The 26,423-nt window shown below is 70.3% G+C and carries 25 protein-coding genes; 15 read left to right on the top strand and 10 right to left on the bottom strand.

Going from position 1 to position 26,423, the window contains the following annotated elements:
* Window positions 1-14: 14 nt before the first annotated feature.
* Window positions 15-1,442, bottom strand: coding sequence for a xylan 1,4-beta-xylosidase (locus ACIBK3_RS33535; protein ID WP_399371224.1), 1,428 nt, complete (start codon window positions 1,440-1,442; stop codon window positions 15-17).
* Window positions 1,443-1,608: 166 nt separating this feature from the next.
* On the opposite strand from ACIBK3_RS33535, the gene ACIBK3_RS33540 reads away from it, so the two are divergent.
* Both ACIBK3_RS33540 and ACIBK3_RS33545 read left to right on the top strand, forming a co-directional pair.
* On the top strand, window positions 1,609-2,703 hold the full coding sequence (locus ACIBK3_RS33540; RefSeq protein ID WP_399371225.1) for a DUF5925 domain-containing protein: 1,095 nt from the start codon (window positions 1,609-1,611) through the stop codon (window positions 2,701-2,703).
* 157 nt (window positions 2,704-2,860) lie between these two features.
* A complete protein-coding gene (locus tag ACIBK3_RS33545; RefSeq protein ID WP_399371226.1) occupies window positions 2,861-3,613 on the top strand; it encodes a DUF72 domain-containing protein in 753 nt (250 codons plus the stop codon).
* 212 nt (window positions 3,614-3,825) lie between these two features.
* Here ACIBK3_RS33545 and ACIBK3_RS33550 read toward each other — a convergent pair whose 3' ends face one another.
* Window positions 3,826-4,197, bottom strand: a complete 372-nt coding sequence (locus ACIBK3_RS33550) for a GntR family transcriptional regulator (RefSeq protein WP_399371227.1) — start codon at window positions 4,195-4,197, stop codon at window positions 3,826-3,828.
* A 72-nt stretch (window positions 4,198-4,269) separates the two neighbouring features.
* On the opposite strand from ACIBK3_RS33550, the gene ACIBK3_RS33555 reads away from it, so the two are divergent.
* Window positions 4,270-5,199 carry a GNAT family N-acetyltransferase gene (locus ACIBK3_RS33555; RefSeq protein WP_399371228.1) on the top strand — a complete coding sequence of 310 codons (930 nt, stop codon included), beginning with the start codon at window positions 4,270-4,272 and terminating at the stop codon, window positions 5,197-5,199.
* Complete coding sequence (locus tag ACIBK3_RS33560; RefSeq protein ID WP_399371230.1) at window positions 5,180-5,680, top strand: DUF402 domain-containing protein; 501 nt, start codon at window positions 5,180-5,182, stop codon at window positions 5,678-5,680. The genes ACIBK3_RS33555 and ACIBK3_RS33560 overlap by 20 nt, the downstream gene beginning before the upstream one ends.
* 41 nt (window positions 5,681-5,721) lie before the next feature.
* Here ACIBK3_RS33560 and ACIBK3_RS33565 read toward each other — a convergent pair whose 3' ends face one another.
* Window positions 5,722-6,339 carry a class I SAM-dependent methyltransferase gene (locus ACIBK3_RS33565; protein ID WP_399371231.1) on the bottom strand — a complete coding sequence of 206 codons (618 nt, stop codon included), beginning with the start codon at window positions 6,337-6,339 and terminating at the stop codon, window positions 5,722-5,724.
* 139 nt (window positions 6,340-6,478) lie between these two features.
* On the opposite strand from ACIBK3_RS33565, the gene ACIBK3_RS33570 reads away from it, so the two are divergent.
* Both ACIBK3_RS33570 and ACIBK3_RS33575 read left to right on the top strand, forming a co-directional pair.
* Window positions 6,479-6,610 (top strand): hypothetical protein, encoded by a 132-nt coding sequence (locus ACIBK3_RS33570; RefSeq protein ID WP_399371233.1) that lies wholly within the window; start codon window positions 6,479-6,481, stop codon window positions 6,608-6,610.
* Between the two features lie 231 nt (window positions 6,611-6,841).
* Window positions 6,842-7,099 carry a lytic polysaccharide monooxygenase gene (locus tag ACIBK3_RS33575; RefSeq protein WP_399371234.1) on the top strand — a complete coding sequence of 86 codons (258 nt, stop codon included), beginning with the start codon at window positions 6,842-6,844 and terminating at the stop codon, window positions 7,097-7,099.
* A gap of 306 nt (window positions 7,100-7,405) precedes the next feature.
* On the opposite strand, the gene ACIBK3_RS33580 is transcribed toward ACIBK3_RS33575, so the two are convergent.
* Window positions 7,406-7,852, bottom strand: coding sequence for a MarR family winged helix-turn-helix transcriptional regulator (locus ACIBK3_RS33580; RefSeq protein WP_399371235.1), 447 nt, complete (start codon window positions 7,850-7,852; stop codon window positions 7,406-7,408).
* A gap of 97 nt (window positions 7,853-7,949) precedes the next feature.
* Between ACIBK3_RS33580 and ACIBK3_RS33585 the strand changes: the two genes are divergently transcribed.
* The 8 genes from ACIBK3_RS33585 (at window position 7,950) to ACIBK3_RS33620 (ending at window position 16,601) form a co-directional block, all read left to right on the top strand.
* A complete protein-coding gene (locus ACIBK3_RS33585) occupies window positions 7,950-8,324 on the top strand; it encodes a cupin domain-containing protein (protein ID WP_399371236.1) in 375 nt (124 codons plus the stop codon).
* A gap of 205 nt (window positions 8,325-8,529) precedes the next feature.
* A complete protein-coding gene (locus ACIBK3_RS33590; RefSeq protein WP_399371237.1) occupies window positions 8,530-9,756 on the top strand; it encodes a lactonase family protein in 1,227 nt (408 codons plus the stop codon).
* 483 nt (window positions 9,757-10,239) lie between these two features.
* A complete protein-coding gene (locus ACIBK3_RS33595; RefSeq protein WP_399371239.1) occupies window positions 10,240-11,592 on the top strand; it encodes an ABC transporter substrate-binding protein in 1,353 nt (450 codons plus the stop codon).
* Window positions 11,593-11,712: 120 nt separating this feature from the next.
* A complete protein-coding gene (locus tag ACIBK3_RS33600; RefSeq protein WP_399371241.1) occupies window positions 11,713-12,672 on the top strand; it encodes a carbohydrate ABC transporter permease in 960 nt (319 codons plus the stop codon).
* A complete protein-coding gene (locus ACIBK3_RS33605; protein WP_399371242.1) occupies window positions 12,669-13,556 on the top strand; it encodes a carbohydrate ABC transporter permease in 888 nt (295 codons plus the stop codon). Before ACIBK3_RS33600 ends, ACIBK3_RS33605 begins: the two co-directional genes overlap by 4 nt.
* Before the next feature lie 209 nt (window positions 13,557-13,765).
* On the top strand, window positions 13,766-14,800 hold the full coding sequence (locus ACIBK3_RS33610; protein ID WP_399371243.1) for a zinc-binding dehydrogenase: 1,035 nt from the start codon (window positions 13,766-13,768) through the stop codon (window positions 14,798-14,800).
* Between the two features lie 260 nt (window positions 14,801-15,060).
* A complete protein-coding gene (locus ACIBK3_RS33615; RefSeq protein ID WP_399371245.1) occupies window positions 15,061-15,867 on the top strand; it encodes a DeoR/GlpR family DNA-binding transcription regulator in 807 nt (268 codons plus the stop codon).
* Window positions 15,864-16,601 (top strand): HAD family hydrolase, encoded by a 738-nt coding sequence (locus ACIBK3_RS33620; RefSeq protein ID WP_399371247.1) that lies wholly within the window; start codon window positions 15,864-15,866, stop codon window positions 16,599-16,601. Before ACIBK3_RS33615 ends, ACIBK3_RS33620 begins: the two co-directional genes overlap by 4 nt.
* Window positions 16,602-16,854: 253 nt before the next feature.
* On the opposite strand, the gene ACIBK3_RS33625 is transcribed toward ACIBK3_RS33620, so the two are convergent.
* The 5 genes from ACIBK3_RS33625 to ACIBK3_RS33645 form a co-directional block, all read right to left on the bottom strand.
* Complete coding sequence (locus ACIBK3_RS33625) at window positions 16,855-17,835, bottom strand: ImpB/MucB/SamB family protein (RefSeq protein ID WP_399371248.1); 981 nt, start codon at window positions 17,833-17,835, stop codon at window positions 16,855-16,857.
* Window positions 17,832-21,371, bottom strand: coding sequence for a DNA polymerase III subunit alpha (locus tag ACIBK3_RS33630; RefSeq protein WP_399371250.1), 3,540 nt, complete (start codon window positions 21,369-21,371; stop codon window positions 17,832-17,834). The genes ACIBK3_RS33625 and ACIBK3_RS33630 overlap by 4 nt, the downstream gene beginning before the upstream one ends.
* Window positions 21,372-22,096: 725 nt before the next feature.
* The gene (locus ACIBK3_RS33635) at window positions 22,097-22,687 is read right to left on the bottom strand and encodes a TetR/AcrR family transcriptional regulator (RefSeq protein WP_399371360.1); all 591 of its coding nucleotides are present in this window, start codon (window positions 22,685-22,687) and stop codon (window positions 22,097-22,099) included.
* Window positions 22,688-22,740: 53 nt separating this feature from the next.
* A complete protein-coding gene (locus ACIBK3_RS33640; RefSeq protein WP_399371251.1) occupies window positions 22,741-23,823 on the bottom strand; it encodes an SMP-30/gluconolactonase/LRE family protein in 1,083 nt (360 codons plus the stop codon).
* Window positions 23,824-23,948: 125 nt separating this feature from the next.
* Window positions 23,949-24,764 (bottom strand): oxidoreductase, encoded by an 816-nt coding sequence (locus ACIBK3_RS33645; protein WP_399371253.1) that lies wholly within the window; start codon window positions 24,762-24,764, stop codon window positions 23,949-23,951.
* Window positions 24,765-24,868: 104 nt separating this feature from the next.
* On the opposite strand from ACIBK3_RS33645, the gene ACIBK3_RS33650 reads away from it, so the two are divergent.
* Entirely contained in the window at window positions 24,869-25,129 is a 261-nt protein-coding gene (locus ACIBK3_RS33650; protein WP_399371255.1) for a hypothetical protein, read from the top strand.
* Here the strand turns inward: ACIBK3_RS33650 and ACIBK3_RS33655 are convergent.
* Window positions 25,114-25,947 carry an enoyl-CoA hydratase/isomerase family protein gene (locus ACIBK3_RS33655; protein WP_399371257.1) on the bottom strand — a complete coding sequence of 278 codons (834 nt, stop codon included), beginning with the start codon at window positions 25,945-25,947 and terminating at the stop codon, window positions 25,114-25,116. The genes ACIBK3_RS33650 and ACIBK3_RS33655 overlap by 16 nt on opposite strands.
* Window positions 25,948-26,423 lie beyond the last annotated feature (476 nt).

Below are 26,423 nucleotides of genomic sequence, written 5' to 3' on the forward strand. Positions count from 1 at the left end.
GCAGGTCGGGTGGCTCAACGGGTCTTCCGGTCGAGCCACCTCACCTCGTACGCCTGCATCGCGAACCGCCTGCCGTCGACCTGCGCGCTGATCGGCCGGTCGAGGGTGTTGACGACGAGGACCGCCTTGTCGCCGGCCAGGACCCGAACGTTGGGCACGTCGTCGGCGGCGACGGACACCGTCCGGTAGGCGGTGCCGGGCGGGAACCGGTCGCTGAAGCGGGACACGAGGTCGTCCATGGGCAGTTTCGCGCCGCCGCTGCCCCGGTCGGTCGGGGTCCACAGGCAGCCCGCGCACTCGGTGCCCTTCTCCCGCTCCGGGTTCCAGTAGAAGCCGGAGGAGGCGCCGCCCTTGACCATGGCGATCATCCCGGCGGCCTGGACGGCGATCCGGCGGGCCTCGGACCAGCCCTTGCGTTCGTCGTCGGCGTCGGCGGGCTCGACGTAGTACTCGGACCACCACAGCGGCAGGTCACCGGTCCGCGCCCGCACCCACTTCCCCACCGCCGTGAACTTGTCGGTGGCCGCGAACTCGTCGGGCAGCAGCTCGTCGTCGTTGGTGTAACTGGAGCCGTCGACGACCACGAAGTCGGCACCGGCCTTGTTCTTGTTCCAGTACGTGAAGGCGTCCAGGACACGCTGGTCCATGGCGCCCCAGGGACCCCTGAAGGTGGTCGAGGCGTCCTCGGAACGCGGGTCGAGGCTGTCCATGACCAGATACGGCCCGCCGACCATGATGTGCTGGTCGACCTTCTTCAACGCCTTGTAGACCAGGTTGTAGAGCTTGGTGTAGCCCTCGTAGTCCCAGCGGGCCCGCGCGTCGTTCCAGAAGCCCTTGAACTCGTTCCAGACGACGAAGTGACGTACGTCCGGATAGCGCTTGGCGACGGTCGCGGCCAGGTCGGCGAAGTCCTGGTAGTGCTCGGGCGTCGGCGCGGTCTCCAGGGCGGCCTGGCTCCAGTCGGTGTTGTCGACGCCGGACCTGCCGCCCTTCATCCAGTCCGGGGAGCAGCACAGGGTGATGACGGGAGTCGCGCCGGACGCGCGCATGAAGTCGATACGGCGGTCCAGCGCCGCGAAGTCGTAACGCCCCTTCACCGGCTCGGGGTTGTCGGCGCCCCAGCCCATGATGTGCTGGTTCTGCGGCAGCCCGCCGGCGTTCTTCAGCCGCCCCTCCACCCGTTCGGTGGCGGTGGCGCTGCCCTCGTCGGCACTGAACTGCGTGTGGGTGAAACCCCAGCCGACGTCGGGCTTCGAGGCGGCGGGCGGGCCCGGTGTGCCGTGCACCGTGTCGCCGTCGCGTGAGGTGCCCGCGGTGCTCGCGCCGTTCCCTGGAAGTGTGTTGAGCAAGGTCACCAGCAGGGCGAGTACGGCCGCGCCCACACCGAGCAGCGCGGTGAGCCGCCACCGCCGAGCCCCCGAATTCCACCCATGACGTCCCATCGAGGGCAACGGTAACCGGCCGGACACGCACGGGGGCAGAGGTCGTAGCCACACAGCTCTGTAACAGGACGGAGGGGACACACCGGATACACCCGGCACCGGCGACACAGCCGGCGCACTGCGGAAAGCGGGTGCGTGAGGCGCGTGTGTGCCGGATCATGGCGGCATGTCTGCGAACCCTCACGACGCGCTGCCGATCCGGCTCAACGTCGACGACAGCGACTCGCCGTCCGACGTCGTCGACGCGCTGTTCCTCGGCCGTTTCGCGACGGGCGAGCAGCCGTACTCCCACGCGGCCAACATCGACCGCGTGCGCTCCGGGGCGACCCTGCTGCCGCCCGGCGCCCGGGTGCTGCGCATCGCCCGCGACGACGACCGCAGCGCCACGCTGGCCGAGGGCGACGGCTGGACCCTGCTGATCTCCCGCTGGAACCGGGGCGCGGACGTCACCGTCACGGCGACCACCGCCGAACTCGCCGAGAAGGTCCTCGACCAGGCCACCGACGGCGCGACGGACGAGCCCGAACCGCAGCCGGAGAACGTGACGATGGGGTTCTGGTACGTCTCCCCGAGGCGCGGCCCGCACCGGACCACCCGTCAGATCTCCGCGGGCACCTGGGACGAGGTGCGGGCCAACTACACCGCGCCGGTGGCGGGCGCGATGGACCGCCTGATGAAGACGACCCCGGAGGACATCGCCGGCCGGCTGCTCCTCCTGCACGGCCCGCCCGGCACCGGCAAGACGTCGGCCCTGCGGACACTGGCCCGGTCCTGGCGGGACTGGTGCCAGGTCGACTGCGTCCTGGACCCGGAGCGGCTGTTCAGCGACGTCGGGTATCTGATGGACATCGCGATCGGCGAGGACGACAGCACGGGCAAGGGCCGCTGGCGGCTCCTGCTCCTGGAGGACTGCGACGAGCTGATCCGCGGCGAGGCCAAGCACACCGCGGGGCAGGCGCTGTCCCGGCTGCTCAACCTCACCGACGGCCTGCTGGGCCAGGGCCGCAACGTCCTGGTCGGCGTGACGACCAACGAGGACCTGGAGCGGCTCCACCCGGCCGTGGTCCGCCCCGGCCGCTGTCTGGCCCGCATCGAGGTGGGCCCGCTGACCCGCCGGGAGGCGGCGACCTGGCTGGGCACCGAGGAGGGCGTCGGCCGCGAGGGGGCGACGCTGGCGGAGCTGTACGCACTGCGCCGGGGCACGTCCCCGACGGCGGTACCGGAGCCCCGGCCGGGGGCGGACGCGGGCTTGTACTTGTAGGCGTTTGCCGGCGGTGGCTTGGCCGGCGCGGCCTCGCCCGTGCGGCTTGGCCGGCGCGTTCTTGCCCGGTGCCGGCTTGGCCGTGCGGCTTGCCTGGTGCCGGCTTGGCCGGTGTGGTTTGCCTGTAGCGGTTTGCGCGTAGTGCTTTGATGGGGCTATGACCCTGTTCGTCGGCACGTCGGGGTGGCAGTACAAGGACTGGCGGGGCGTCTTCTACCCGGCCGGGTGTCCCACGCGGCTGTGGCTGGAGGAGTACGCCGCACGGTTCGCGACCGTCGAGATCAACAACGCCTTCTACCGGCTGCCCTCCCGCGAGACCTTCGAGGCCTGGCGGGAGCGCACCCCGCCGGACTTCGTGGTCGCGGTCAAGGCCAGCCGCTACCTCACCCACATCAAACGGCTGAAGGACCCCGAGGAGCCGGTCCACCGTCTGATGAGCCACGCGGAAGGCCTGGGCGACCGCCTGGGCCCTGTCCTGCTCCAGCTCCCGCCGAACCTGCGCGCCGATCCGGACCTGCTGGACGCCTGCCTGGCCTGCTTCCCGCCCGCCACCAGGATCGCCGTCGAACCCCGCCACGACTCCTGGTGGACCCCCGAGGTCCGCAAGGTCCTCGAGACCCGCTCGGCCGCCCTGTGCTGGGCCGACGTCCTGTCCCGCCCGGCCACCCCGTTGTGGCGCACCACGGACTGGGGCTACGTCCGCTTCCACCAGGGCCGCGCCCGAGCCTGGCCCCGCTACGGCCGACGGTCCCTGAGGACGTGGGCGGAACGGATCGCGGACACGTGGTCCGACAGGGAGGACGTGTACGCGTACTTCAACAACGACCCGAACGCGGCGGCGGTGCAGGATGCGGCGGTGTTCGCCAGGGCGGCGAGAACAGCGGGCCTGACGCCTACGCGGACGCCTTAGCCGGCGGCTCTTCCGCCTCCGGCTCGTCGGCGGGCTGCGCTCGCCGACCTGGCCCTCCGGCCCTCCGGCAGGCCCGCGTCTGCCCGCCCTGCCTCTTCGGTCCCTCCGTGACCCTGCGGCCGCCCCGCCCCTTTCGCCGCTGAACTCCCTTCGCCGCCCACGGCGTCAAGCCACAACAGCACACTGCAGCGGTACCGAACGGTGCCGCCTCCTCAGCCCTCCCCGTAAGCCGCCCGCAGGGCATCCCGCACAGCGACCAGAGCCGCGTTCTCGTCCAGCCCGAGCCGCCGCACCCGCTCGACGTACGCCTGGGCAGCCGTCGCCGCCTCACGTTCCGCCGCCGAGCCCGCCGCGGCGATGTACGTCCCGTTGCGGCCCCGCGTCTCGATCACCCCGTCCCCTTCCAACGCCCGGTAAGCCTTGGCGACCGTGTTCGCGGCCAGGCCGAGCGATTCGGCGAGCCCTCGCACGGTCGGCAGCCGGTATCCGACCGGCAGCACGCCCGACCGCGCCTGCTCGGAGATCTGCGCCCGCACCTGCTCGTACGGCGGGGCGCTCTCATCGATGTGGATCTTCAAGGTCACGTGGGCGATTGTCCCGCACCCGGGCGAAAATGAGAGGCACCGGGAGGCATCTCCCGCATAGCCTCCGCCCATATGACTATGACTGTGCGCGACCTCCGCCCCGGGGCGCGGGCCGACTTCGAGGGCTTCGCCCGGGTCCGCCACCTCGCTCTCCCGTTCTACCTCGTCACCGCGGACTCCCTCGTCTACGACCTCACCCACGCCCACCCCGCCTCCCACTTCCGCCCCCTGGTCGCGGAGGAGGACGGCGAGATCGTCGGCACCGCCCAGGTCGGGATCGTCCACGACAGCCCGGAGCCGGGGCAGGGCTACGTCAACGTGTACGTGCACCCGGAGCGCACGGGGCGCGGGGCCGGCACAGGTCTGGTCCGCGCCGCCGAGGAGTACCTTGCCGGTCTGGGGGCGACCAAGCTCTTCGCCTGGGTCCTGGACGGGCCCGGCAACCGCGCCTTCGCGGAACGGCACGGCTACCGCGGCAGCCGCTCCGCCCACTTCCTGCGCCTGGACCTGACGAACGGCAACCTCCCCCCGCGCCCGCCCCTGCCGGCCGGGATCGAGCTGCGCACCGGTGCCGACTTCGCGGACGACCCGCGCCCGGTGTTCGAGCTGGACTCCGAGACGATGTCGGACGAGCCGAGCGACATCGACTACGAGTTCACGGACTACGAGGCCTGGCTGGAGGGGACCTGGCACCATCCGCTCTTCAGCCCTGAGCTGACCTCGATCGCCGTGGCCGAGGGCCGCCCGGTCGCCTTCAGCGCGGCCCGCACGGACGGCGGCACCCGCTACGGCACCGTCATGACCGGCACCGCCCGCGCCTTCCGAGGCCGTGGCCTCGCCAAGCTCGCCAAGACCGACTCCCTGCACCGCGCCCGCGAGGCCGGTCTCACGGAGGCGTTCACCGGCAACGACACCGGCAACGGCCCGATGATCGCGATCAACAAGTGGTTCGGTTACGAAGTCTGCGCGACGGAGGTGCGCTATGTCCGCGAACTCGGCTGAGCCGACAGGCCAGGTGGAGGTCGTTCTCGTCAAGGCGGGCCGTACGAAGATCCGTTACCGGAGCGTGCTGCTGGCCGACGACGGCACCCGGATCGCCGTACGTGCCCCCTGGGCCGGTACCGGCAGCCGCGACTTCGGCTTTGTCCGCTTCGAGCCGGGTGACATCTTCACCGAGTACTACTGGCGTGACCGCTGGTACGCAGTGAAGGAGGTCCGGGACGCGGCCGGCGCGCTGAAGGGCTGGTACTGCGACGTCACCCGCCCGGCCACGCTCTCCGGCACGGAACTCGTGGTCGAGGACCTCGACCTGGACCTGTGGGTCTCGGGCGACGGCACGGACGTACGCCGTCTGGACGAGGACGAGTTCGCCGAGAGCGGTCTCGCGGACCGGGATCCGCGGGCAGCGGCCGCCGCCGTGACAGCCCTGGACGAGCTGGAGGCCCTGGCCCGGGAGGACGGCCTGGAAACGCTGCTCGCGTAACCACGTAGCCGGAGCCGGACAACGGCAGAACCGCCTACGGCTCACACCGTCGCCACCACCGCGTACCGCTCGTCGTCCACGGCCACCCTCCCCCACAGCAGCGCGTCGTCCGACAGCCGGTCCACGCGCACCTGCCCGGCGAGCGGGGCGAGGAGGGCGGTGAGCCGGTCGGCGGGTATGCCGACCGGGGTGACCGTGCCCCACACGCCCTCGATCAGCACCAGCCGCCCTCCGGGGCGCAATAGCTCCCGCCAGTGCCGCAGGGCGCGGCCGGGGTCGGGCAGCGACCACAGCACATGCCGGACGAGCACCACGTCGAACCGCTCCTCTCCCACCGGCGGTTCCGCGGCGTCACCGACGAGGAACACCGCGTCACGCCCGGCGAGTTTGGCGCGGGCGAGGGCCACCATGTTCGGGGACCGGTCCACGCCGGTGACGCGGTGTCCCTGCTCGGCCGTGAGGAGTGAGAGGCTGCCGGTGCCGCAGCCGAGGTCGAGGACGTCGGCCGCGTGCCCGGGCAGCCAGCCGCGCAGCCGCTCGGCCCAGGCGCGGCGCACGTCCGGGTCGCGCAGGCCGTGGTCCGGCTCGTCGTCGAAGGAGGCCGCCTGGGCGTCCCAGTCGACGTCCGTCGAGGTCGTGGCGTCACTCTCGTTCGTCATGCGCCCAAGAGTGACACCCGCCACTGACAGTCGAATCGTGACAGCGGCCACTGACAGACCGGCAATCGATGAGGAACTCTCCCTGCACGGGTCTACCTCCGTGAGAACGCGGAACTCGTAGTCCCCGAAGGAGGCAGCCATGCGCCGTATGACCGTGCAGAAGCCCCTGAAGAAGACGGACTCCCGGGTCCGCGAGGAGGCCGACGATCGTCCGTCGGGACGTCCGGAGGTCCGCAAGGACATCGCACGCACCTGGTGGCCGGACGGGTGAGGGCCGAAGCCCCTCGAGTCCAGCCGCTTTTCTCCAGTGAGTCGACAGTGAGTCGACAGTGAATGACAGTAGGACCCGCTCGCTCGTCCAGGCGCGCATGGCACCTACCTGATCCGAGTCCGAACCCTCCCTTAAGACGGCCATAAAGATCGCCTCGGACCGCCCTCAGCAGGCGGTTTCGGGGTTTCTTGGATCCGGTGCCCATCACCACCGGTTCCGAGGAGATCCCGTATGCCCGCACGCCCCCGTCGCCCCTCTCGGCCTGACCCCGTCGGCCCTGACCGCGCAGTCCACCGGGCCCGCGCACGGCTCACCTTCGAGTACCGCGTGACAGCCCCGCACAAGGGCGCCTTCAAGGTGTACGTCACCCAGGCCGACTACGCCCCGACGCGGCCCCTGGCCTGGGACGACCTCGACCTGGAGCACCCGGTCGCGGCGAGCGGCTTCTCCCCGTTCTCCGCCGCCCTCCCCGAGCGCACCGGCCGGTAGCTGCTGTACGCGGTCCGGCAGCGCCGGCGGCGCCGGAAGCGAAGCCGGTGGCGGCGACCGGGAGCCCCGTACCCGACGAGCCCGAGCCGGCCGGCGGCCCCGAGAACCTCGCCGAGACCGGCGGCGACAGCAGCACGCCGTACCTCGCGATGGCGGCGCGGCCCCACTGGCACTGGGCTCGGCGGCCCTGTTCCCCTCGGTCCGCCGACGCGCTCGAACGACGGCCGGCACGGTCGCCATGCCCGAAGGCCGGCACGGGGGCGAGGTCTGTCCGGCGGCTCAGGTCGGACAGGCCTCACCACCGTGTCACCAGGTGGGCCGCAGGGGACCATGGGGAGCGATGCGCACCAACTGGCCCAGCAACGCGCTCACTTCATCCTCACCCAGCAGCTCGACCCACGCCCTCACGGCCTCCGCCGCCGCCTCCTCGGCCGCCCGCGTACAGGCCCACCCCCGCTCGGTCAACACGACCAGCCGAGCCCGCGCATCCCCGGGATGCGGCCGCCGCTCGGCGTATCCCTTGCGCACGATCTCGTCGACCAGCTGGCTCGCGGCCTGCTTGGTCACGCCGAGGTGGGCGGCGAGACCGGTGACGGTCGCACCGTCCGGAGCGAGCCGGGCGAACGCGAAACCGTGCGCCGGCCTGAGCCCCTCGAAGCCACGGGCGAGCACACCCTCGTTGATGCGGTGTGTGAGCTCACCGGCTACGGCGAGCAGGGCGGCGGACAGGGCCATGGCTTCGGAGTTCTGCACGGAGGCATTGAAACACCCTTGACGAATTGGTCAAGCAGCCTGACCATGGGAGAATTCAGTCAAGCAACTTGACCATCTCGCCGCGCAGGAGACAGCCATGCCCGTCATCCGCTCGTCCGAAGCCACGACCCACGAGATCCACGGCGCCCGCTTCGTCTCGTACGCCACTCCCCTCACCGGCAGCAGGGAGTTGTGCGCCTGGCGGGGTGAGATCCCCGCCGGAACCAAAGCCCCCGCTCACACGGTCAACCGCGAGGAGATCTTCCACCTGCTCACCGGGGAGCTCCTGATCACGCTCGACGGCCGCACCGACCGGATCACGGCGGGCGACACATTGATCATCAATCCGGGAGCGACCCTGAGCGTGGAGAACCCGACGTCCGTAACTGCGATCTCCTGGGTCACCACCTCCATCGGCCTGGAGGCCGAACTGGCCGACGGCACCCGGATCACGCCCCCCTGGGCCAACTGACCTCCCAGGGCGCCGACGATCCCTCCGGGTCAGACCCGGCGAATCCGCGGTTACCACCTAGTGCAGTCCGAGCTCTCCGGAGCGAACAGAGTTCTTACGAGAAGCTGACGCGGAACCGGAACACCTCCATCCCACCTGCCCCACAGGCAACTCTGGCTCTGCACGTCACCGACCGGCGGTGGCGGTGACGTACGAGGAGTCAGGTGTGAGCAGGCATACCAGGCGCAGGTCGAAGTTGCAGGTCCGACTGACCGTTGCAGGGGCCGGCATTCTCGCCTCGGCGGCTGTCGCAACGACGGTGGCCATCGCCTCGGCGGGGGAAGTGCCCCGCGCACACGAAGGCGCGACGACGAAGACGGCGAAAGCGGGAGCCGACCACGCGGTCTTCGTGCAGGGCAACGAACTCGACGGCAACACCATCCACGTCTTCAAGCGCGGTGACGACGGAAAACTGACCGCCGCGGGCACCTACGGCACCGGCGGCAAGGGCGGGGACCAGGTCGACGCGCCCACCGATTCCCTCGCCTCCCAGGGCTCGCTCGTCTACGACCGCGGGTCGCACATGCTGCTGGCGGTCAACGCGGGCAGCGGTACCGTGACCTCGTTCCGGGTCGAGGGACAGAAACTGACACACCGGCGGATAGTGCGCTCGGGCGGTGACTTCCCGTCATCCATCGCGGTTGCCGGGAAGTTCGCCTACGTCATGAACGCGGGTGGCAAGGGCAGCGTCCAAGGCTTCAGGGTCACGTCCGGGGGCCTCGAACCGCTGGGCGGTTCGCAGCGCTCCCTGGGGCTGAAGAACGAGAAGGTGCCGCTGTTCAGCAGCTCGCCCGGCCAGGTCGCGTTCACTCCGGACGGCCGCGAGCTGGTCGTCACCACGAAGTCGGCCAACACCATCGAGGTCTTCCCGATGCGCCGCGACGGGCGCCCCGCGCACCGAGCGACGGTCAACGACTCGGCCGGTGGCGTGCCGTTCGCGATGAGCTTCGACAAGGCGGGCCGGATGCTGGTGGCCGAGGCCGAGAAGTCGACGGTCAGCATGTACGAGGTGCGCGCCGACGGCCGCCTCAAGGTCATCCAGAAGCCCCTGGCCAACGGTCAGAACACGCTGTGCTGGCTGGAGCGGGCCGGTGACTTCTTCTACGGCGGCAACACCGGCAACTCGACGGTCACCGGCTACCGCACCGACCGGCACGGCAGGCTCGCGCTCACCAACGAGGTCGGCATCGCCACCCCGCCGTCGGCCATGTCCCAGGGGGTCATCGACCTGGCGGTCACGGAGGACGAGAGGTTCCTGTACGTGCAGAACGGGACCTCCGGCACCGTCGACGGCTTCCGCATCGGCGGGAACGGCTCACTGACCAAGGTCACGACGGTCACCGGACTGCCCGCCTTCGCCGAATCCGGCATGGAGGGTATCGCCGCAGCGTAAGGAAGCGGCCGCTGCGACCCGGCGCCCCGGAGACTTCCTCCGGGGCGCCGAACGCGCGCCATGGGCCACCCCGCCGACCCCCACGAGAACCGCATCCGCCGGCGGGCCGGCTGCTCCCGCACCGGATGCGATCGCGACTGACGCACGAGGTGGCCCTTCAGCGGACCAGGGCTGCCAGGCCGGCGGCGCGGACAGGCGGCGAGAGCGCCACTCAGCAGGCGTTTCGCCACGTCGGCAGGTTTCGCGCCGGCCCCCGCGCCCGCCCTTCGTCGGGGCGCCCCTCACCCCGGACCAGAAAAATATCTCGCAAGATGTGTTAACAGCGGCGCAGTCTTCTGCTAATAATTCCGCCATCGATACCGCGCCCGTCATCCCAGGGGCGCACCCTTCCCCACCAGCCGAGCCTCAGCCGGGGTCCAGACGAACCCCGCCGATTGGCTGCTCCGCCGTTCTCCGAGCCATCTGTACGAGAGGTCCCCCGTCATGCCATCGACCAGATATGTCCTCCTCGCGGGCGCCGCCGCCACGGCCCTGCTCGCCACCGCGTGTTCCGGAGCCGGGGCCGGCGGGTCCTCCGGCGGCGGCAAGAGCATCAACGTGCTGATGGTCGGCAACCCGCAGATGGAGGACATCGCGAAGCTGACCAAGAGCACCTTCACCAAGGACACCGGCATCAAGGTCAACTTCACGGTCCTGCCCGAGAACGAGCTGCGCGACAAGGTCACCCAGGACATCGCCACCCAGGCCGGCCAGTACGACGTCGCCACCATCGGCGCCTACGAGGTACCCATCTGGACCAAGAACGGTTGGCTGCACGAACTCGGCTCCTACGCCGGCAAGGACACCGGCTTCGACAAGGCCGACCTCCTCAAACCGATGGTCCAGTCCCTGTCCGGCTCCGACGGCAAGCTCTACGCCCTGCCGTTCTACGGCGAGTCGTCCTTCCTCATGTACAACAAGGACGTCATGAAGGCCAAGGGCGTCACGGTGCCCGAGCACCCGACCTGGCAGCAGATCGCCGACATCGCCGCCAAGGTCGACGGCGCCGAGCCCGGCATGCGCGGCATCTGCCTGCGCGGACTCGCCGGCTGGGGCGAGCTCGGGGCCCCGCTGACGAGTGTGGTCAACACCTTCGGCGGCACCTGGTTCACCAAGGACTGGAAGGCCCAGGTCAACAGCCCCGCCTTCAAGAAAGCCACCACCTTCTACGTCGATCTGGTCAAACAGCACGGTGAGGCGGGCGCGCCGCAGGCCGGGTTCACCGAGTGCCTGAACGCGATGAGCCAGAAGAAGGTCGCGATGTGGTACGACGCGACCAGCGCGGCCGGCTCGCTGGAGGACCCCGCCTCCAGCAAGATCGCCGGCCATGTCGGATACGCCTACGCGCCCACCGTCAAGACCAAGGCCAGCGGCTGGCTGTGGGCCTGGGCGTGGGCGATGCCCAAGACGACGAAGAACGCCGACGCCGCCTCGAAGTTCATGCTGTGGGCCTCCAGCAAGAAGTACGAGCAGCTGGTCGGCGACAAACTCGGCTGGGCCCGCGTCCCGGCCGGCAAGCGGGCCAGCACCTACGACATCCCCCAGTACCAGAAGGCCGCCGCCTCCTTCGGTGACCTCACCCTGAAGTCCATCGAGGCGGCCGACCCGGCCAACCCCGGCATCCAGCCCCGCCCGACGGTCGGCATCCAGTACGTCGCCATCCCCGAGTTCCAGGACCTGGGCACCAAGGTCACCCAGGAGATCTCCGCCGCCATCGCCGGCAAGACCAGCGTGGACACCGCACTCGACGACGGCCAAAAACTCGCCGAGACCGTCGCCAAAAACTATCGGAAGTAACCCTCACCACCCGGCCGGTGCTCCCACCGCCGGCCGGGCACCCCCACCCCGGCTTTCCCGCACCCGGCCTTCCGCCCCCGGCTTTCCCGCACCCGGCCGTCCCCGGCAGAGGAACCTCTCATGACCACCCTCACCGCACCCCCCAAGACAGCACCCCCACCCGCCCGCACCCACAAATCCTCCAGCGCGGCCACCTGGAAGCGCCGTATCCCGCTGCTGCCGGCGCTGATCTTCACCATCGTCGTCACCCAACTCCCCTTCGTGGCCACGCTGGTGATCTCCACCTTCCAGTGGAACATCCTCAAACCGGGCCAGCGCCACTTCGTCGGCCTGTCCAACTTCCGGTTCGTCTTCACCGACGAACGGCTGCGCACCGCGGTCCTGAACACCGTCGTCCTGACCGCGTCGGTCGTCCTCATCAGCGTCGTCCTCGGCCTCGGCCTGGCCATGCTCCTGGACCGCAGGTTCTTCGGCCGGGGACTGGCCCGCACCCTGCTCATCTCCCCGTTCCTCGTCATGCCCGTCGCCGCCGCACTCTTGTGGAAACACGCCATCTACAACCCCGACTACGGCCTGCTCAACGGCACCCTCAACGCCCTCTGGCGACTCTTCGGCGCCTCCAACGGCCCCACCATCGACTGGATCTCCTCCTACCCCATGCCCGCCGTCGTCATCTCCCTGGTCTGGCAGTGGACCCCGTTCATGATGCTGATCCTCCTGGCCGGCCTGCAGGCCCAGCCCGGCGACGTCCTGGAAGCAGCCCGCATGGACGGCGCATCCGCGACGGCGACCTTCCGCCACATCACCCTGCCCCACCTGCGCCAGTACCTCGAACTGGGCATCCTCCTCGGCACCATCTACGTCGTGCAGACCTTCGACGCCGTCTACACCATCACCCAGGGCGGCCCCGGCTCCCAGACCACCAACCTGCCCTACGAGATCTACCTGACCATGTTCCGCAAATACGAGTACGGCCAGGCAGCCGCCGCCGGCGTCGTCGTCGTACTCGGCTCGATCGTGATCGCCACCTTCGCCCTGCGCACCATCGCATCCCTCTTCCGCGAGGAGGTGTCCCGATGACCGCTCACGCAGCAGTCGCCGCCCCAGGGGCGAGGTTCAAGAAGCTCCTGCGCCAAGGCGACGACCAGGGCGGTGCGCCTCGGCTGTCCCCGCTGTGGACGTTCGTCGCCTGGCTGGCCACCCTCGCCTTCTTCGCGCCGGTGGCATGGATGGTGCTCACCTCCTTCCACCAGGAAGCCGACGCGGCGACCAACCCGCCCACCCCCCTGGCCCCCCTCACCCTGGACCAGTACAAGCTGCTGTTCAGCCGGGACATCACCCCCTTCCTCCTCAACTCCGCCATGGCCAGCGTCATCTCCACCCTGCTGGTGCTCGCCCTGGCGGTACCGACCGCCTACGCGCTGTCCATCAAACCGGTCCGCAAATGGACCGACGTGATGTTCTTCTTCCTGTCCACCAAGTTCCTCCCGGCCATCGCGGCCCTCCTGCCGGTGTACCTGATCGTCAAGGACGCCGGGATGCTCGACAACGTATGGACGCTGATCGTCCTCTACACCGCCATGAACCTCCCGATCGCCGTGTGGATGATGCGCTCCTTCCTCGCCGAGGTCCCCAAGGAGATCCTGGAAGCCGCCGAAGTCGACGGAGCGGGCCTGCTCACCGTCCTGTGGCGCATCGTCGCCCCCGTCGCCATGCCCGGACTCGCCGCCACCTCGCTGATCTGCTTCATCTTCAGCTGGAACGAGTTCATGTTCGCCGTCAACCTCACCGCCACCCAGGCCTCCACCGCACCCGTCTTCCTCGTCGGCTTCATCACCAACGAAGGCCTCTTCCTCGCCCGCCTCTGCGCCGCCGCCACCCTCGTCTCCCTCCCCGTCCTCATCGCCGGCTTCGCCGCCCAGGACAAACTCGTCCGCGGCCTGTCCCTAGGAGCAGTCAAATGAGGGCGGCCGTCATCACCCGGCCCGGAAAGCGTGGAGATCACCACCGTCGAGGATCCCGCCCCGGCCGCAAGATCCGGTTCCAGCCCGGCCTCCGGAGCACATAGAACCCGCGCCCCGTCCCGGTACGTCTCCCCGCCTGTCGGGCCGCGCGCCGACCTCTCATCCCGGCCGCGGCGCCGACCGACCGCCACGAAACGGAGCACCACCCCATGTCCCAGCAGATCCGCCGTGTCCTCGTCCGGTCGATCGACGACATCACCGTCGAGTACGTCCCCGCGCCGACTGCCGGCGAGGGCGAACTCCTCGTCCGTACCTCCATGGTGGGCGTCTGCGGCTCCGACACCCACGCCGCACAGGGCCACCACCCGTTCATGTCCCTCCCTTACCACCCCGGACACGAGGCGGTCGGCGTCGTCGCCGCCGTCGGCCCCGGCGCCGACGGGTTCGCCCCGGGCGACCGGATCATCATCGAACCGAACCTCTACTGCGGACGGTGCCCCCAGTGCCGCTCCGGCCGCTACAACATCTGTCAGGAACTGAAGGTCTTCGGCTGCCAGACGCCCGGCGCCATGACGGACCTGTTCGCCATCCCCGCCGACCGCGTCCACCGCGTCCCCGAGGGCATGACCGACATCGAGGCCGCCCTCGTGGAACCACTGGCCACCCCGGTGCATGCCGTGTCCAAGGCCGGTGACCTCACCGGACGTGCGGTAGTCGTCCTCGGCGCCGGTCCCATCGGTCTGCTCGTCCTCGCCGCCGCCCGGCAGGCGGGCGCCGCGAAGATCGCCGTCACCGACCTGCTGCCGGGCAAACGGGACCGCGCCCTGCGACTCGGCGCCGACGCCGCCCTGCCCGCTGACACCACCGGCCTTGCCGACCAGGCCCGTCAGGCGCTCGGGGGACCGGTCGACGTGGTCTTCGACTGTGTGGCGCGCGAACAGTCCATGGCCCAGGCCACCGATCTGGTCACCAAGGGCGGCCGGATCGTCGTCGTCGGCGTCGGCGCCGCCGGAACCACCCCCGTACGCCTCGACCTGATCCAGGACCGCGAGATCCGTGTCGAGGGCACGCTGATGTACACGGCCGACGACTACCGCACCGCCATCGCCCTGATCGCCTCGGGCGCCGTCGACACCGACGAGATCGTCACCGCCACGTTCCCCCTGGAGGAGGCGGCCAAGGCCTTCGCCGCCTCGCTCGCCCCGGAACACGTCAAGGTGTTGGTCACCGTGGACGCGTCCTAGTGGCCGCTGAGAGCGGCCGGCCGGGCCGGGCGGAGGCAGGGAGGCGTCGGCAGGCGACGACTCCCGGTTCCTGCCCGCCCGTGTGCGAGACTTCGAGGTCGAAACCTCGGGGCGCCACCACGCACCGCGAGGCTCGGGGCGCCGCTACGCACCGCGAGGCTCGGGGCGCCGCTACGCACCGCGAGGCCGAGGCCGTCGCCATGACGGCCTGCCCCCAGCCGCGTGCCGGGCACAGAACACCAGGGAAAGGGAGAGCCGTAGTGGCCGCCAGGACTCGGTCGTCTCAGGCCGCTGTGGAGGAGCGGCGTCAGGCCGTCCTGCGCCATGTCGTGGAACACGGCGAGACCCGCATAGACGAACTCGCCGACCACTTCGGCGTCAGCCTGATGACGATGCACCGCGACCTCGACGACCTCGCCAAGCGTTCCCTTCTCCGCAAGGAACGCGGCCGGGCCGTCCCCTTTCCCGCGGTCACCATGGAAACCGCGACCCGTTTCCGTGAAAGCACAGCCCTCTCGGCGAAGGCAGCCGTCTGCCGCGCCGCGATCGGCCGCATCCGGCCCGGCAGTACGGTCCTCATGGACGACTCCACCACCCTGTTCCCCCTGGCCCCCGCGCTCGCGGAACTCGACCGACTGACCGTCGTCACCAATTCGGTGGGCCTGGCGCAGCGGCTCGGGTCCGCCCCCGGTGTGGAGGTCGCCCTGCTCGGCGGGCGGTATCACGGCGACTTCAACTCCTGCACGGGCCCCGAGGTGACCCGCGCCCTCGCCCGTATCCGCGCCGACGTAGCCCTGATGTCGGCCACCGCCGTCCTCTCGGGCCAGCTCTTCCACCCCCTGAGCGAGTACGTCGAGGTCAAGCTGGCCATGCTCGCCTCCGCCGAGCGGGCCCTGCTCCTCGTGGACCATTCGAAGTTCGGCAAGACAGCCACCCACGCGTACGGCACGGCGGCCGACTACGAGACCGTCATCACCGACACCGGCACCCCTGACGCGGAGATCGCGGCACTGAAAGGCCTCGGCGTGCTGGTCGAAACAGTCGACCCCGGAGACAACACGTCGTGATACACGCCCTGTTCGAAACCCCCAGCGCGTACCGGCCCACCGCCGCGGAGATGGCTGCTCCCGTCCCGCCGGTCAAGGCCGTCCTCTTCGACTTCAGCAACACGATCTTCCAGATGATCGATCTGGAAGCGTGGCTGCGCCGGGTCGGCGCTGCCAGCGGCCGTGAGGGCATGGTGGAGGAGGACGGCGCCGTTGCCGAGATCGCCCGGCAGCTGCGGGACGCCTTCCGGCTGCCCGCCGTCGCGGCCCTCCAGGCGGGCCGCGACCTCTCTTCCGAGCAGCACCGCCGCGCCATGCGGGGCTGGTGGGGGCACGTGGACTTCCTGAGGGGCGTCGAGGAGACGGCCTACCGGGAACTCACCGCACCCGACGCCTGGCTGCCCTACTGCGACACCGAACCGACACTCCGTGCGCTGCGCGCCCGCGGACTGCGCGTCGGCATCGTCAGCGACTTCGCCTGGGACCTGCGGGTCCACCTGGCTGACGCCGGGCTGGAGGACCTGATCGACGTCTGCGTCATCTCCTGCGAGGTGGGCCGCGAAAAGCCCGATCCCCAACTGTTCCTCAAGGCCTGCGCGGACCTCGGCACCGACCCTCGCGCCACCCTCATGGTCGGCGACAACCCGGTACGCGACGGCGCGGCCACCGCCTGCGGCCTGCGTGCCTACATCCTCCCCGCCGAACAACGCACCGGCGACCGGGGCCTGGCCGAAGTCCTCCGGCTCGTGGCCTGACCTGCGACAGGCGATGTCGGTGCATCGCCACGCCGCTGCGCGAGCGGAGGCGACGAACCGGAGGCGACCGACCGGAGGCAGCGGACCGGAGGCGACCGACCGGAGGCGACGAACCGGAGCGGCGACCGCGAGGGAGAGCTGTGGTCGTCGGGAAGCTCGGCCCGCCGTGGCTCACCGGCACTTCCCGGCGTCTCCAGCAGGCCATGCCGACGCCGGACGCTGCGGCGGGACGCGGACGGGAAGGCACAGGCAGTCAGTCCGCCAGAGCGGCCGGCCGTACCGCCTCCGGCCCGAAGCGCAGGCGGGCACGGTCTGCCGCGGCTTCCGCCGCACGGGCACGGGCATCACCGGGGTCCAAGGAGAGCTGGCGGTAGGCACTGCCGGCCGGCAGCAAGTCGTCGGCACGGATCGCCCAGGAACGGACGCGGGCTCGCTGCAGGCCCAGGGCAGTCAGCAGACCCAGGGCAGCCTCGGCAAGGGCTGGTGAGTGACTGGTGGGTTCCGGCAGCGCGCGCGTACGCGTGGTGGAGCTGCGATCGGCGTACCGCGCTATGAGGGTGAGCCGCCCGGTGATCTGGTTCTCGCCGCGCAGGCGCCTGCCGATCTGCTCGGCGAGACCCAGGACGGCTCGATGATGCTGCTCCGGGTCCAGGCAGTCCCGTTCGAACACTAGGTCTGCGACCAGGTGCGCTGCCGGTTCCGAGGGGGTGACCGGGCGGGGATCGTGGCCGCGGGCGCGCTCGGCCAGCAGCCGGGCGGGGCCGGCGCCGAGAAGGCGCTGGAGGGTCGCCGGGGGTATGTCGGTGACCTGACCGATGGCGTGCAGTCCGTATCTGCCCAGTGTGTCCGCTGTGGCGCGGCCGATCCCCGGCAGGGCGGTGACCGGGCGGGGGTACAGCCAGTCGGCGGCCTGCCCGTCGGGGACCCAGGTGGTGTCGCCCGGCGCGGACGCGTCGGCCGCCATGGCAGCCAGCATGCGGTTGCTCGCGAGCCCGGCGCTGCTGTCGATGTCGTAAAGGGCCTTCAGCCTCATCTTCGCCAACTGGACCGCGTCATAGGGAGACAGGTCGAAGTATCTGAGCGCCGACGTCAGGTCGAGCTGGACGGCGTCCGGCGGGATGGCCTGGACATGAGGCGTGACACCAGACATCAGTTCGATTACGTCGCCGTACTGTGCCTCGCTCAGGGCTGCGTGCAGGTGGAGGTGGGCGATGTGCCGCCGGCGTGTGGTCATCCCGCGCTCCCCGGGCTGCGATGGCCGAACTTCTTCAGGTCGGCCGAGCGGGTGCCGGCGGGCTGCAGATCGGCGTACGGATGCAGCCGGGCACCTGTGGTGCCGTTGGCCAGAGTGCGCTGCGGCTGGGCAGGAGCCGGGGACGGCTGGGCGGGAGTCGGTTGCGGCCGGGCGGGAGTCGGTTGCGGCCGGGCGGGAGTCGGTTGTGGCTGGGCGGGAGTCGGTTGCGGCCGGCTGGCGCCGAGGAGGGCGAGTGCGGCCTCGGGGCCGTTGTCGCGGCGGGCCGCGGCGATCTCGTCCAGGTCCCAGGCCATGGTGCCCACGACGGTACGGCGGGTGCCGCGCACCTGGACCGTGCCGCGCACCAGCAGCAGTCCGCTGTGGAAGACGGTGTGCGCGCAGGCCGGGTGGGAGTCCTCGAAGAACGCCAGGTCGACCAGGCCGGAGCCGTCCTCCAGGGTGACGAAGATGATGCGTCGCCCGCTGGCGATCGGCGGGGTCTGGGTGGAGGCCCGTACGCCGGCGACCAGGACCTGCTGACCGGCGCGCAGTCCGGCCAGGTGAGCCGCGTCGGTGGCGCCGATCTCGCGCAGCAGCCTGTGGTGGTGCTCCATCAGGTGCCTGGAGACATCGATGCCGAGGGTGCTCAACTCGGCGCTCAGGGCTTCGCGTCCGGTCATCTCCGGCAGACCGCTCGGCTGAGCGCCTCCCACAGCACCTGCGTCGATGGGCAGTTGACCGGAACCCGCGGTCCGGTTGCGGGACTGCCGATGCAACTCGGCGATCTGGAGCAGGAGATCACGCCGGGTGAGCCGGCCGTCGTGGAGACAGTTCAACGCGCCGATCTCCGCGAGCCGTTCGGCGACCGGCCTGCTGGGGTGGGCCCGCTGCCAGAAGTCCGACAGCGACCCGTACGGCTGCCCCTCCTCGATCCGGGCGCACTCCCCCTCGCTGATGCCGTGCACCGCGGACAGCGCGAGCCGCACACCCCACCGCTCCGCGTCGGCCTTCTCCACGGTGTGCTTCACCTGGGAGCGGTTGATGTCGACGGGCAGGATCGGCACACCGCGCCGGCGGGCGTCGGAGACCAGGACGCGCTTGGGCCACATCCCGGGGTCGTGTTCGAGCAGGCCGGCCAGCAGGTACGCCGGGTAGTGGGCCTTGAGCCAGGCGCTCTGCAGGGCCGGTACGGCGAACGCGACCGCGTGGGCGCGACAGAAGCCGTAGGCGCCGAAGGCCTCGACGGTCTTCCAGACCTGCTCGCGCACGTTCTCGCTGTAGCCACGCGCGCGTGCCAGGCCATGGAACCAGTCCCGGATCTTCGGCAGTCGTTCCTTCTCGCCGAGTGCCCGCCGGGCGATCTCCGCCATCGCGTAGTCACAGCCGGTCATCACCGACAGCGTCTCGATGATCTGCTCGTGCCAGATGGTCACTCCGTAGGTGTCGGCGAGCACCGGCTCCAGGTCCGGGTGGGCATACGACGGTGTGCCGCCATGGCGGGCGGCGATGTACCGCTCGGGCATGCCGCCGGCGACCGGGCCGGGGCGGAAGAGGCTGATGTCGGCGATGACGTCCTGCGGATCGCGGGGCCGCAGCCGGGACAGGAGATCCTGCTGACCGGGCGACTCGAGTTGGAACAGACCCAGGGTCTGGCTCTCCTGGATGAGCTTGAACGCGAAGACGTCGTCGAGCGGCACCTGCTTCGGGTCGTCCAGGTCGATGTGGTTGCCGGTGGTCCGTTCGATCTCGGCGACGGCGTGGGCCATCGCGGACTGCATGCGTACGCCCAGAACGTCCAGCTTGATGTTGCCCAGGTCCTCGATCTCCTCCTTCGCGGCCATGGCCATGGGGTAGTCGCCCTGCGGGGTGGGCTGCACCGGCAGCCGGTCCAGGAGACTCGCGTCGCTGATGACCACGCCGCAGGGGTGCATGGCCATGCCGTGGACCAGGGAGTCGAGGCCTTCGGCGAGTTCCCACAGCGGTCCGTAGCGGTGTGCCTCGGCCGCCAGTTGCCGCAGTTCGGGCAGTTCGGCGAGCGCGCCGGTGATGTCGGAGGCTCTCAGGTGCGGGAAGCTCTTGGCGATCCGGTCGACGTCGGCGGGCGCGATGCCGAGGGCGAGGCCGGTGTCGCGCAGGGCGCGGCGGGCCCGGTAGGTCTCGGGCATGGCGGTGACGGCGACCCGCTCCTTGCCGAACCGGTCGAAGATCGTGTCGTAGCACTCCAGCCGTCGGGCGGACTCCACGTCGATGTCGATGTCGGGCAGCGACGCGCGCCGCACGCTCAGGAAGCGTTCGAACAGCAGGCGGTGGTCGAGCGGGTTGGCGGTGGCGATGCCCAGCGCGTGGCAGACCATCGAACCGGCGCCCGAGCCGCGGGCCGCGACCCGGATGCCCTTGGCCCGGATGTCGGCCACTACCTGGCCGACGGCGAGGAAGTACGAGTCGTAGTCCAGCTTGGAGATCACCTTGAGTTCCTCGTCCAGCCGGTCGAGGGCCACCCGGTCGCGGTCCAGGCCCCGCCGGGCCATGCCGGCCTCGCACTGCCGGCGCAGCAGCCCTGCCGCTCCCTCCGCTCCGGGCTCGGCGCCGAAGAGCGCGGGTTCCGGGAAGTGCCGCCTGCCGAGTCCCAGGTCCGCTCCGGGGTCCACGGCGCACTGGGCCGCGGTGGCCGCGGTGTCCGCCATCAGACGGTGTGCCCGCCGGGCATCGGCTCCGGCGCATTCGGCGACCAGCTGCGCGACGGCCGTCATCGCCTTCTCGTCCTTGAGCCAGCGCTGTCCGCTGTCCAGGCGGCGCCGGTCGATGGGCCGCAGCAGCCGGGCGGCGTCCAGGACGTCGGCGAGGCGGTGCTGGTCGGGGTCGGCGTAGCGGACGGCGTTGGAGAGCACCGCGGTGGTGCCGGTGCGGTCGGCCAGCGCCAGGGTCCGGGCGGCCAGCCGGAGCGATCCAGGACCGGTACCGAAACGTTTATGCACTACGGCTTCCAGCCTGACTCCCTCGCCGAAGATCTCCCGCCACGGCGCCAGCAGTTTCATCGCGACGCCTTCCCGCCCGGCCGCCAAGGCCCGTACCGGCTCCGAGAGCGGCCCGAGCAGCACGGTCAGGCCGGGACCGCCGTACTCGCGCAGCGCCTCCCACGGCACCACCACCGGTGCCGCGCCGGACGCGGTACCGGCATGGGCGGCCGAGGTGATACGGCACAGCCGCCCCCAGCCGGCCCGGTTCTGCGCGAGCAGCACGAACCGCAGCGGCGGCTCGACGACGTGCGCGCCACCGCGCACCGGGGTGCGGCGCCGCCGGTCGGGCGGCGGAGGTGCGAGGGCCTCCACCGCCAGGTCGATACCGAAGACCGGCCGGACCCCGGCTCCCGCGCATGCCTGTGCGAACCGGACGGCACCGGTGACCGTGTCCCGGTCGGTGAGCGCGAGCGCCGTCACGCCCCGCTCGGCCGCCCGCAGAACGAGATGCTCGGGATGGGCGGCGCCGTAGCGCTCGGAGTAACCGGACGCGACGTGCAGATGGGCGAAGCCCGCCATGCCGCACCTCCATCACTCCGCCTCTTTTCGACCCTTTTAGGCTACATGCCCGATATCTTCATCGCACTCCCGTTCGATTACCCTAACCCCATCAGCCCCGGTCAGCGACATGATTCGAACACATCATCGATTCTTTGGCGAGGGGGACCACGGCCGAACCAGGCGCTACGCCGTCACATCCCTGACCAGGCACCACGGTTGGAGGAAATCGCCCTGACGGCGCGCACCGTGCCGCAGTCATCCAGCGACCCAAAGGGGATGGAGGTAACGACCTGTAGCGAGAACGACACTTTTTGCAACAGGGCGGGTGTCGGATCGGACGGGTCAGTCGTGCCTCACGGAAGCGTCGGACCGGTCGGTCAGCCGCAGAGGCTGATCGTCGGTGCCCGTGCGGCCGTCTTTCGTCGCGCGTAGCGCCCAGTCAGCGGCACGCCTGCGGTCCGGACGCGCGGGACGCTGAGCACACAACACGTCGTCGAGGATCTGGGCGACCACTGTCCTGCCGGCGGAGCCCGGGGGGCCGGCGTCCTGTGGAGCCACCGCGCCTGCTCCGGCTCACTCCGTGGAAGCGGATCGCGGGCGAGGCGAAGGCTGCCGGCGCGTGATCACGGCGGCGAGGAAGTACAGGACGACACCGATCGCCGCCGCGATGCCCAACGATCGGTAGGCGATGCCCGCGAGCAGCCCCAGAGCACTGCTCCGGTGGTGCAGACCGACTGAAGCGATCAGTTGTGCTGCTCGGCGTCCAGCAGTGCGAGGGCGTTGCGGATGCCCTCTTCGAGGAGTTGGTCGGCGAGTTGCCGGTCGGTCAGGGCGCGGGAGAGTTGTAGCGTCCCGGCCATCACGCCGAGGAGGCTGAGTGCCTTCAGACGCGCCGACGGCGGATCGTGGGGTGCCAGGCGGGCGGCGAAGCCGTCGATGAGGGTCAGCGCGCCGTCGGTGTACGCCTGCTTGGTGCGATCCGTGGAGCGTCCGATCTCGTCGAGCAGGGCGGCGTTGGGGCAGCCGTCCTCGATGGTGTCGCGCTGCTCGGTGGAGAAGTACCAGCGCACCATCTGTTCGAGTCCGGCGCGGCCGGGTGCCGCCTGCGCGACGATGTTCTCGTGCTGTGCGCGCAGTTGGTCGGCGACCGCGGTGGCGACGAGGTCGTCCTTGGAGGTGAAGTAGGCGTAGAAGGTGCCGTTGGTCAGCCCGGCGTCCTTCATGAGCGCGGCGACGCCGGAGCCGTCGATGCCGTGACGCTTGAGCCGGCGGCCGGCCGTCTCGATGATCCGCTGCCTCGTCTCCTGCTTGTGTTCTTTCGTGTACCGCACGATGTGTTCCTCCATCGCAGCCAGGGCTTGCGCCCCGGCTGCCGCCCTGGGTCAGGTCAGTGTGCCGCGTGGGCAAGGAGAGCGGCGAAGTTGATTCTCGCGGTCTGCAGTTTCGGGTCGTGGGGCTCGGGGACCCCGCCGTCGGTGATGTACAGCCGGTCGCCGCGAACCGCGGTCGCGGAGGGTGAGGCGAGACCGTCCGTGCTGGTCAGGACGGGCTTGTAGGTGCCGTTGGGGTAGATCACCACGACCCTGTCCGGGCCGTTGTTCGAGGAGGAGCCGTTCTGCGCCGCGAACACCACATCGGAGAAGGGGGTCAGGAAGCTGAGGTCGTCGATGTTGGGCAGGCCGCCCGCGACCTGGCGGATTGCTCCGGCCGTGCCGGTGGCGGTGACCGGTACCCGCAGGAGGGTGCCCTTGTTGAAGTTGCTGATCCACAGGGCGCCGTTGTGGAACCTGAGCCCGTTGGCGCCGATCGGCAGGGCTTCGGTCGGTACCGGCGCGAGAGCGGCGTCGGTCAGCCACGGGGTCACCGGTCCGCCCGAGGCCGGAGCGGACCAGATGATGCCCTTCAGGCTGTCCGCGATGTAGAGGGTGCGTCCGGTCGGGTCGACGGCCAGCCCGTTGGGGCCTGAGTCGGCGGGCAGAGCGGCGACGCGCTGGGGGGTACCGTCCGCGAGCAGCTTGTACACGCCGTTGCGGTCCGCGTTGCCCGGGGCCCACAACGCGTAGTAGACGGTGCCGTCACTGCCACGGGCGTTGCCGCTGATCGCCTCACCCACCTGCCCGGTGGCGAGCACCGTGCGGTTTCCGGACGCGTCCATACGCATCAGCTCCGGGCCATGGGTGCGCTGGCACACCGCGCAACTGCCGAGCATCGACAGGGTCACTGAGCCGTCGGGGTTGGCGGTGATGTTCTCGGGGATCTCGCCGGCGGCGAAGTCGAAACTCGCCGCGGTCCGTACGTCGGTGACAACGGGCCCGCCATACGGGCCTCCCGTCCACGCGGACGCGGACGACGCCGACCCCAGGACGGCCGCCGTCGCGGTGACCGCCAGCGCGATGCCCGCCTTCTTCTTCAGGACACGTCTTGCGCTCGATGAACCGCGCCGGACCGTTTGCCGGCTTCGCTGCTGCATGACTCTCCTCGGTAAATCAACGAGTTGCTGATCAACGGACTTCAGGAACATCAGGGATGCCTGCGATATCGGGCACATCGCGGGCATTCAGGCCGAGTCGGCGCCTTGGAAGCCGGACCGGGAGGTCAGCCGGGCAGACGGTTGTTCTTGCGGATCTGCTTGTCGAACGTTCCGGCGGGGACGAGGCGGCGCGCCTTGGTGACGCGTGAGGCCAGCGGGCCGGCGGTGTAGCGCAGCTTCGGCTTCTCATCGGTGGCCGCGGTGACGATCGTTCTGGCGACCACGGCGGGGTCGTCGCCGGCCTTCATCGCCTCCGCGATCACCTCGTCGAAGATGCGCCGTCGCTCCGCATACAGGGGCAGCGGGGTGTCGGGCTGCGCGGCGTTGGCGTCGAAGCTGGTCCTGGTATAGGCGGGCTGGACGAGGAGGACGCGGACGCCGTGCTCGCGGACCTCGTGGTCCAGCGACTCGGAGTAGCCCTCGACGGCGTGCTTCGAGGCGACGTAGAGAGCCATGAAGGGCTGGGGGGCGACCCCGAGGACGGACGAGATGTTGATGACGCGTCCGCGACCCTGGGCGCGCATGTGCGGCAGGACGGCCTTCGTCATACGGATGACGCCGAGGACGTTGATGTTCAGGACGCTCTGGGCCTGGGCGACGGAGTTCTCCTCGACGGCACCCGCCGAGCCGATGCCGGCGTTGTTGACCAGGACGTCGATGCGTCCGAACCGGTCGATCACCTCTGCTACCGCGGCGGTGGCCGAGTCGTCACTGCCCACGTCGAGATCGAGGTACGTCACACCGGCGGGCGGGGTGAGCCCGGAGGTCTTGCGGCCGGTTCCGACCACCTCGAAACCCGCCGCGGCGAAGGCGCGGGCCGTCTCCTTGCCGATCCCCGATGAGGCACCTGTCACAAGCGCCACCGGCCGAGTTGTCGTCATCGCGGACTCCTTCAGGTTGAATTACGTTCGTATGTCTTACGTTCGTACGACCATAGAGGGGTCATCGGTCGATGGCAAGGGCTCACGCCGGCGATCCGAGAAAAATGGCGACGATCCTCGGCCCGGCCGCCCGCCGTCGAGGTCACCAGGCACCCGCGCATTTCGGCGGACACGGTCCGTGCCTGGCTACGGGTCTTGCTGAGCGGCTGGACTGTCCGGTCGACGATCCTCGGACCGGCCGCCCGCCGGTCGTCGGTGTCGAACAGGTGGAGGCCGTCGTGATCGTGGCGCTGGAGGTGATTCCGGAGTCGTCATCCGCTGCTCGCGAACGGGTCTTCGCAGTCGGTGTTCACCGGCTCTCCTGACGTGCGATACCGAGGTAGTGGCCCAAGCGGAGTTCCAGCTCTTCGGGACCCTTTTCGGCAGCGAGCTTCTCGAACCGGGGCAGGAACGCCTGGGCCCCTGGCCAGGTCAGGGAGCTCAGGAACTGCGTGTAGGCCGCTCGCAGGTCGGCATCGGGCGGGAGCGTCGCCCGGTTGACCTGAGCCTTGGCGGCCGCCAGCGCCGCCTTGTCGAATGACGCCAGCCGGGTTGCCATACCGTCCACGAAACCGTCCAGCTCGGCGTCGGCGACGGCGCGGGTCACCCATCCGTAGCGTTCAGCCGTGTCGGCGTCGTAGTCATTGCTGCTGAGGATGGCTTCGAGTGCCCGGTCCCGTCCGATGAGTCGGGGCAGGTGTTCTGTGCCCCCGCCGCCCGGAAGGATCCCGCCGCCGACCTCGGGCTGGCCGAACACCGCGTGCTCGCGGCTGGCGTAGCGCAGATCGCAGGCCAGGGCCAGTTCGTCCCCGCCGCCCCGGGTCCTTCCGCGGATGGACGCGATGCTGATGAACGGAGCCGTGGACAGCCGTACTACGAGATCGATCCACGCCGGCGTCGCCTCCGGAGCGGACGGCATGAAGTCGGCGGCCCGGCCGAGATCGAAGTGGTTGAAGAAGTAGCCGGGTGTACTGCTGGTGAAGACGGCAACGTGAACCTGCGGGTCCTCGCTCAGCTCCGTGACGACCTCGACCAGTCGGGACACGGTCTCCCCGACGATGAGATTCACCGGTGGATTCGAGAATGTGATCTTGCGGATGCCCGGTGTCGGCCGCTCCACGCTGATCGTGCTGGGTTGCGTCATCGTTCGCTCCAAAGGTGATCCTGGCGGTTTGCCGGAGAGGCGTGTTCGTCGGGCCGTCCTGAACTGGCGGACGCGACGCGCAGAACCTGGTCCGGCAGACCCGTGGTCATGTCGTGCTTTTCCTTGCTGTGCTTCGAGGCCCCGAACGGCGGGACGGACGAGCGGGGCAGTCGCGGCCGACCGGGTGCGCAGCGCTGATTGCCGAGGGCCGGGCGGGGCGACGCGGCACGACGTGCCGACGCGGCCGGCGGTCGGGACGGCGGTGTGGCGCAGCCTCGGTTTCGGGTCCGTGGCCGCCGCGGCGGTATCGGCGTCCGTCACAACGAGCTGAGCCACTGTCCTGCCGACGCTCCCGACTCCGGATCGCCGTCGCCATGTCTTCCCCCTGCGGTGGGCACGAGCGCACTGATCACGCCCGACGCTACGAAGGAAGCGGGGAAACCGGATCCGTCACCGTGTCTGTCACCGTGTCCGTC

The sequence above is a fragment of the Streptomyces sp. NPDC050287 genome, from assembly GCF_044459385.1.
Lineage (GTDB): Bacteria > Actinomycetota > Actinomycetes > Streptomycetales > Streptomycetaceae > Streptomyces.

What these genes read in the sequence shown, in the direction of transcription:
- ACIBK3_RS33565 (WP_399371231.1), bottom strand. Translation starts at nt 6,339, where the DNA reads ATGACGAACGAGAGTGACGCCACGACCTCGACGGACGTCGACTGGGAC.
- ACIBK3_RS33570 (WP_399371233.1), top strand. Translation starts at nt 6,479, where the DNA reads ATGCGCCGTATGACCGTGCAGAAGCCCCTGAAGAAGACGGACTCCCGG.
- ACIBK3_RS33575 (WP_399371234.1), top strand. Translation starts at nt 6,842, where the DNA reads ATGCCCGCACGCCCCCGTCGCCCCTCTCGGCCTGACCCCGTCGGCCCT.
- ACIBK3_RS33540 (WP_399371225.1), top strand. Translation starts at nt 1,609, where the DNA reads ATGTCTGCGAACCCTCACGACGCGCTGCCGATCCGGCTCAACGTCGAC.
- ACIBK3_RS33640 (WP_399371251.1), bottom strand. Translation starts at nt 23,823, where the DNA reads ATGCAGCAGCGAAGCCGGCAAACGGTCCGGCGCGGTTCATCGAGCGCA.
- ACIBK3_RS33650 (WP_399371255.1), top strand. Translation starts at nt 24,869, where the DNA reads ATGGCGACGATCCTCGGCCCGGCCGCCCGCCGTCGAGGTCACCAGGCA.
- ACIBK3_RS33585 (WP_399371236.1), top strand. Translation starts at nt 7,950, where the DNA reads ATGCCCGTCATCCGCTCGTCCGAAGCCACGACCCACGAGATCCACGGC.
- ACIBK3_RS33605 (WP_399371242.1), top strand. Translation starts at nt 12,669, where the DNA reads ATGACCGCTCACGCAGCAGTCGCCGCCCCAGGGGCGAGGTTCAAGAAG.
- ACIBK3_RS33545 (WP_399371226.1), top strand. Translation starts at nt 2,861, where the DNA reads ATGACCCTGTTCGTCGGCACGTCGGGGTGGCAGTACAAGGACTGGCGG.
- ACIBK3_RS33655 (WP_399371257.1), bottom strand. Translation starts at nt 25,947, where the DNA reads ATGACGCAACCCAGCACGATCAGCGTGGAGCGGCCGACACCGGGCATC.
- ACIBK3_RS33600 (WP_399371241.1), top strand. Translation starts at nt 11,713, where the DNA reads ATGACCACCCTCACCGCACCCCCCAAGACAGCACCCCCACCCGCCCGC.
- ACIBK3_RS33625 (WP_399371248.1), bottom strand. Translation starts at nt 17,835, where the DNA reads ATGACCACACGCCGGCGGCACATCGCCCACCTCCACCTGCACGCAGCC.
- ACIBK3_RS33595 (WP_399371239.1), top strand. Translation starts at nt 10,240, where the DNA reads ATGCCATCGACCAGATATGTCCTCCTCGCGGGCGCCGCCGCCACGGCC.
- ACIBK3_RS33560 (WP_399371230.1), top strand. Translation starts at nt 5,180, where the DNA reads ATGTCCGCGAACTCGGCTGAGCCGACAGGCCAGGTGGAGGTCGTTCTC.
- ACIBK3_RS33630 (WP_399371250.1), bottom strand. Translation starts at nt 21,371, where the DNA reads ATGGCGGGCTTCGCCCATCTGCACGTCGCGTCCGGTTACTCCGAGCGC.
- ACIBK3_RS33645 (WP_399371253.1), bottom strand. Translation starts at nt 24,764, where the DNA reads ATGACGACAACTCGGCCGGTGGCGCTTGTGACAGGTGCCTCATCGGGG.
- ACIBK3_RS33535 (WP_399371224.1), bottom strand. Translation starts at nt 1,442, where the DNA reads ATGGGACGTCATGGGTGGAATTCGGGGGCTCGGCGGTGGCGGCTCACC.
- ACIBK3_RS33555 (WP_399371228.1), top strand. Translation starts at nt 4,270, where the DNA reads ATGACTATGACTGTGCGCGACCTCCGCCCCGGGGCGCGGGCCGACTTC.
- ACIBK3_RS33610 (WP_399371243.1), top strand. Translation starts at nt 13,766, where the DNA reads ATGTCCCAGCAGATCCGCCGTGTCCTCGTCCGGTCGATCGACGACATC.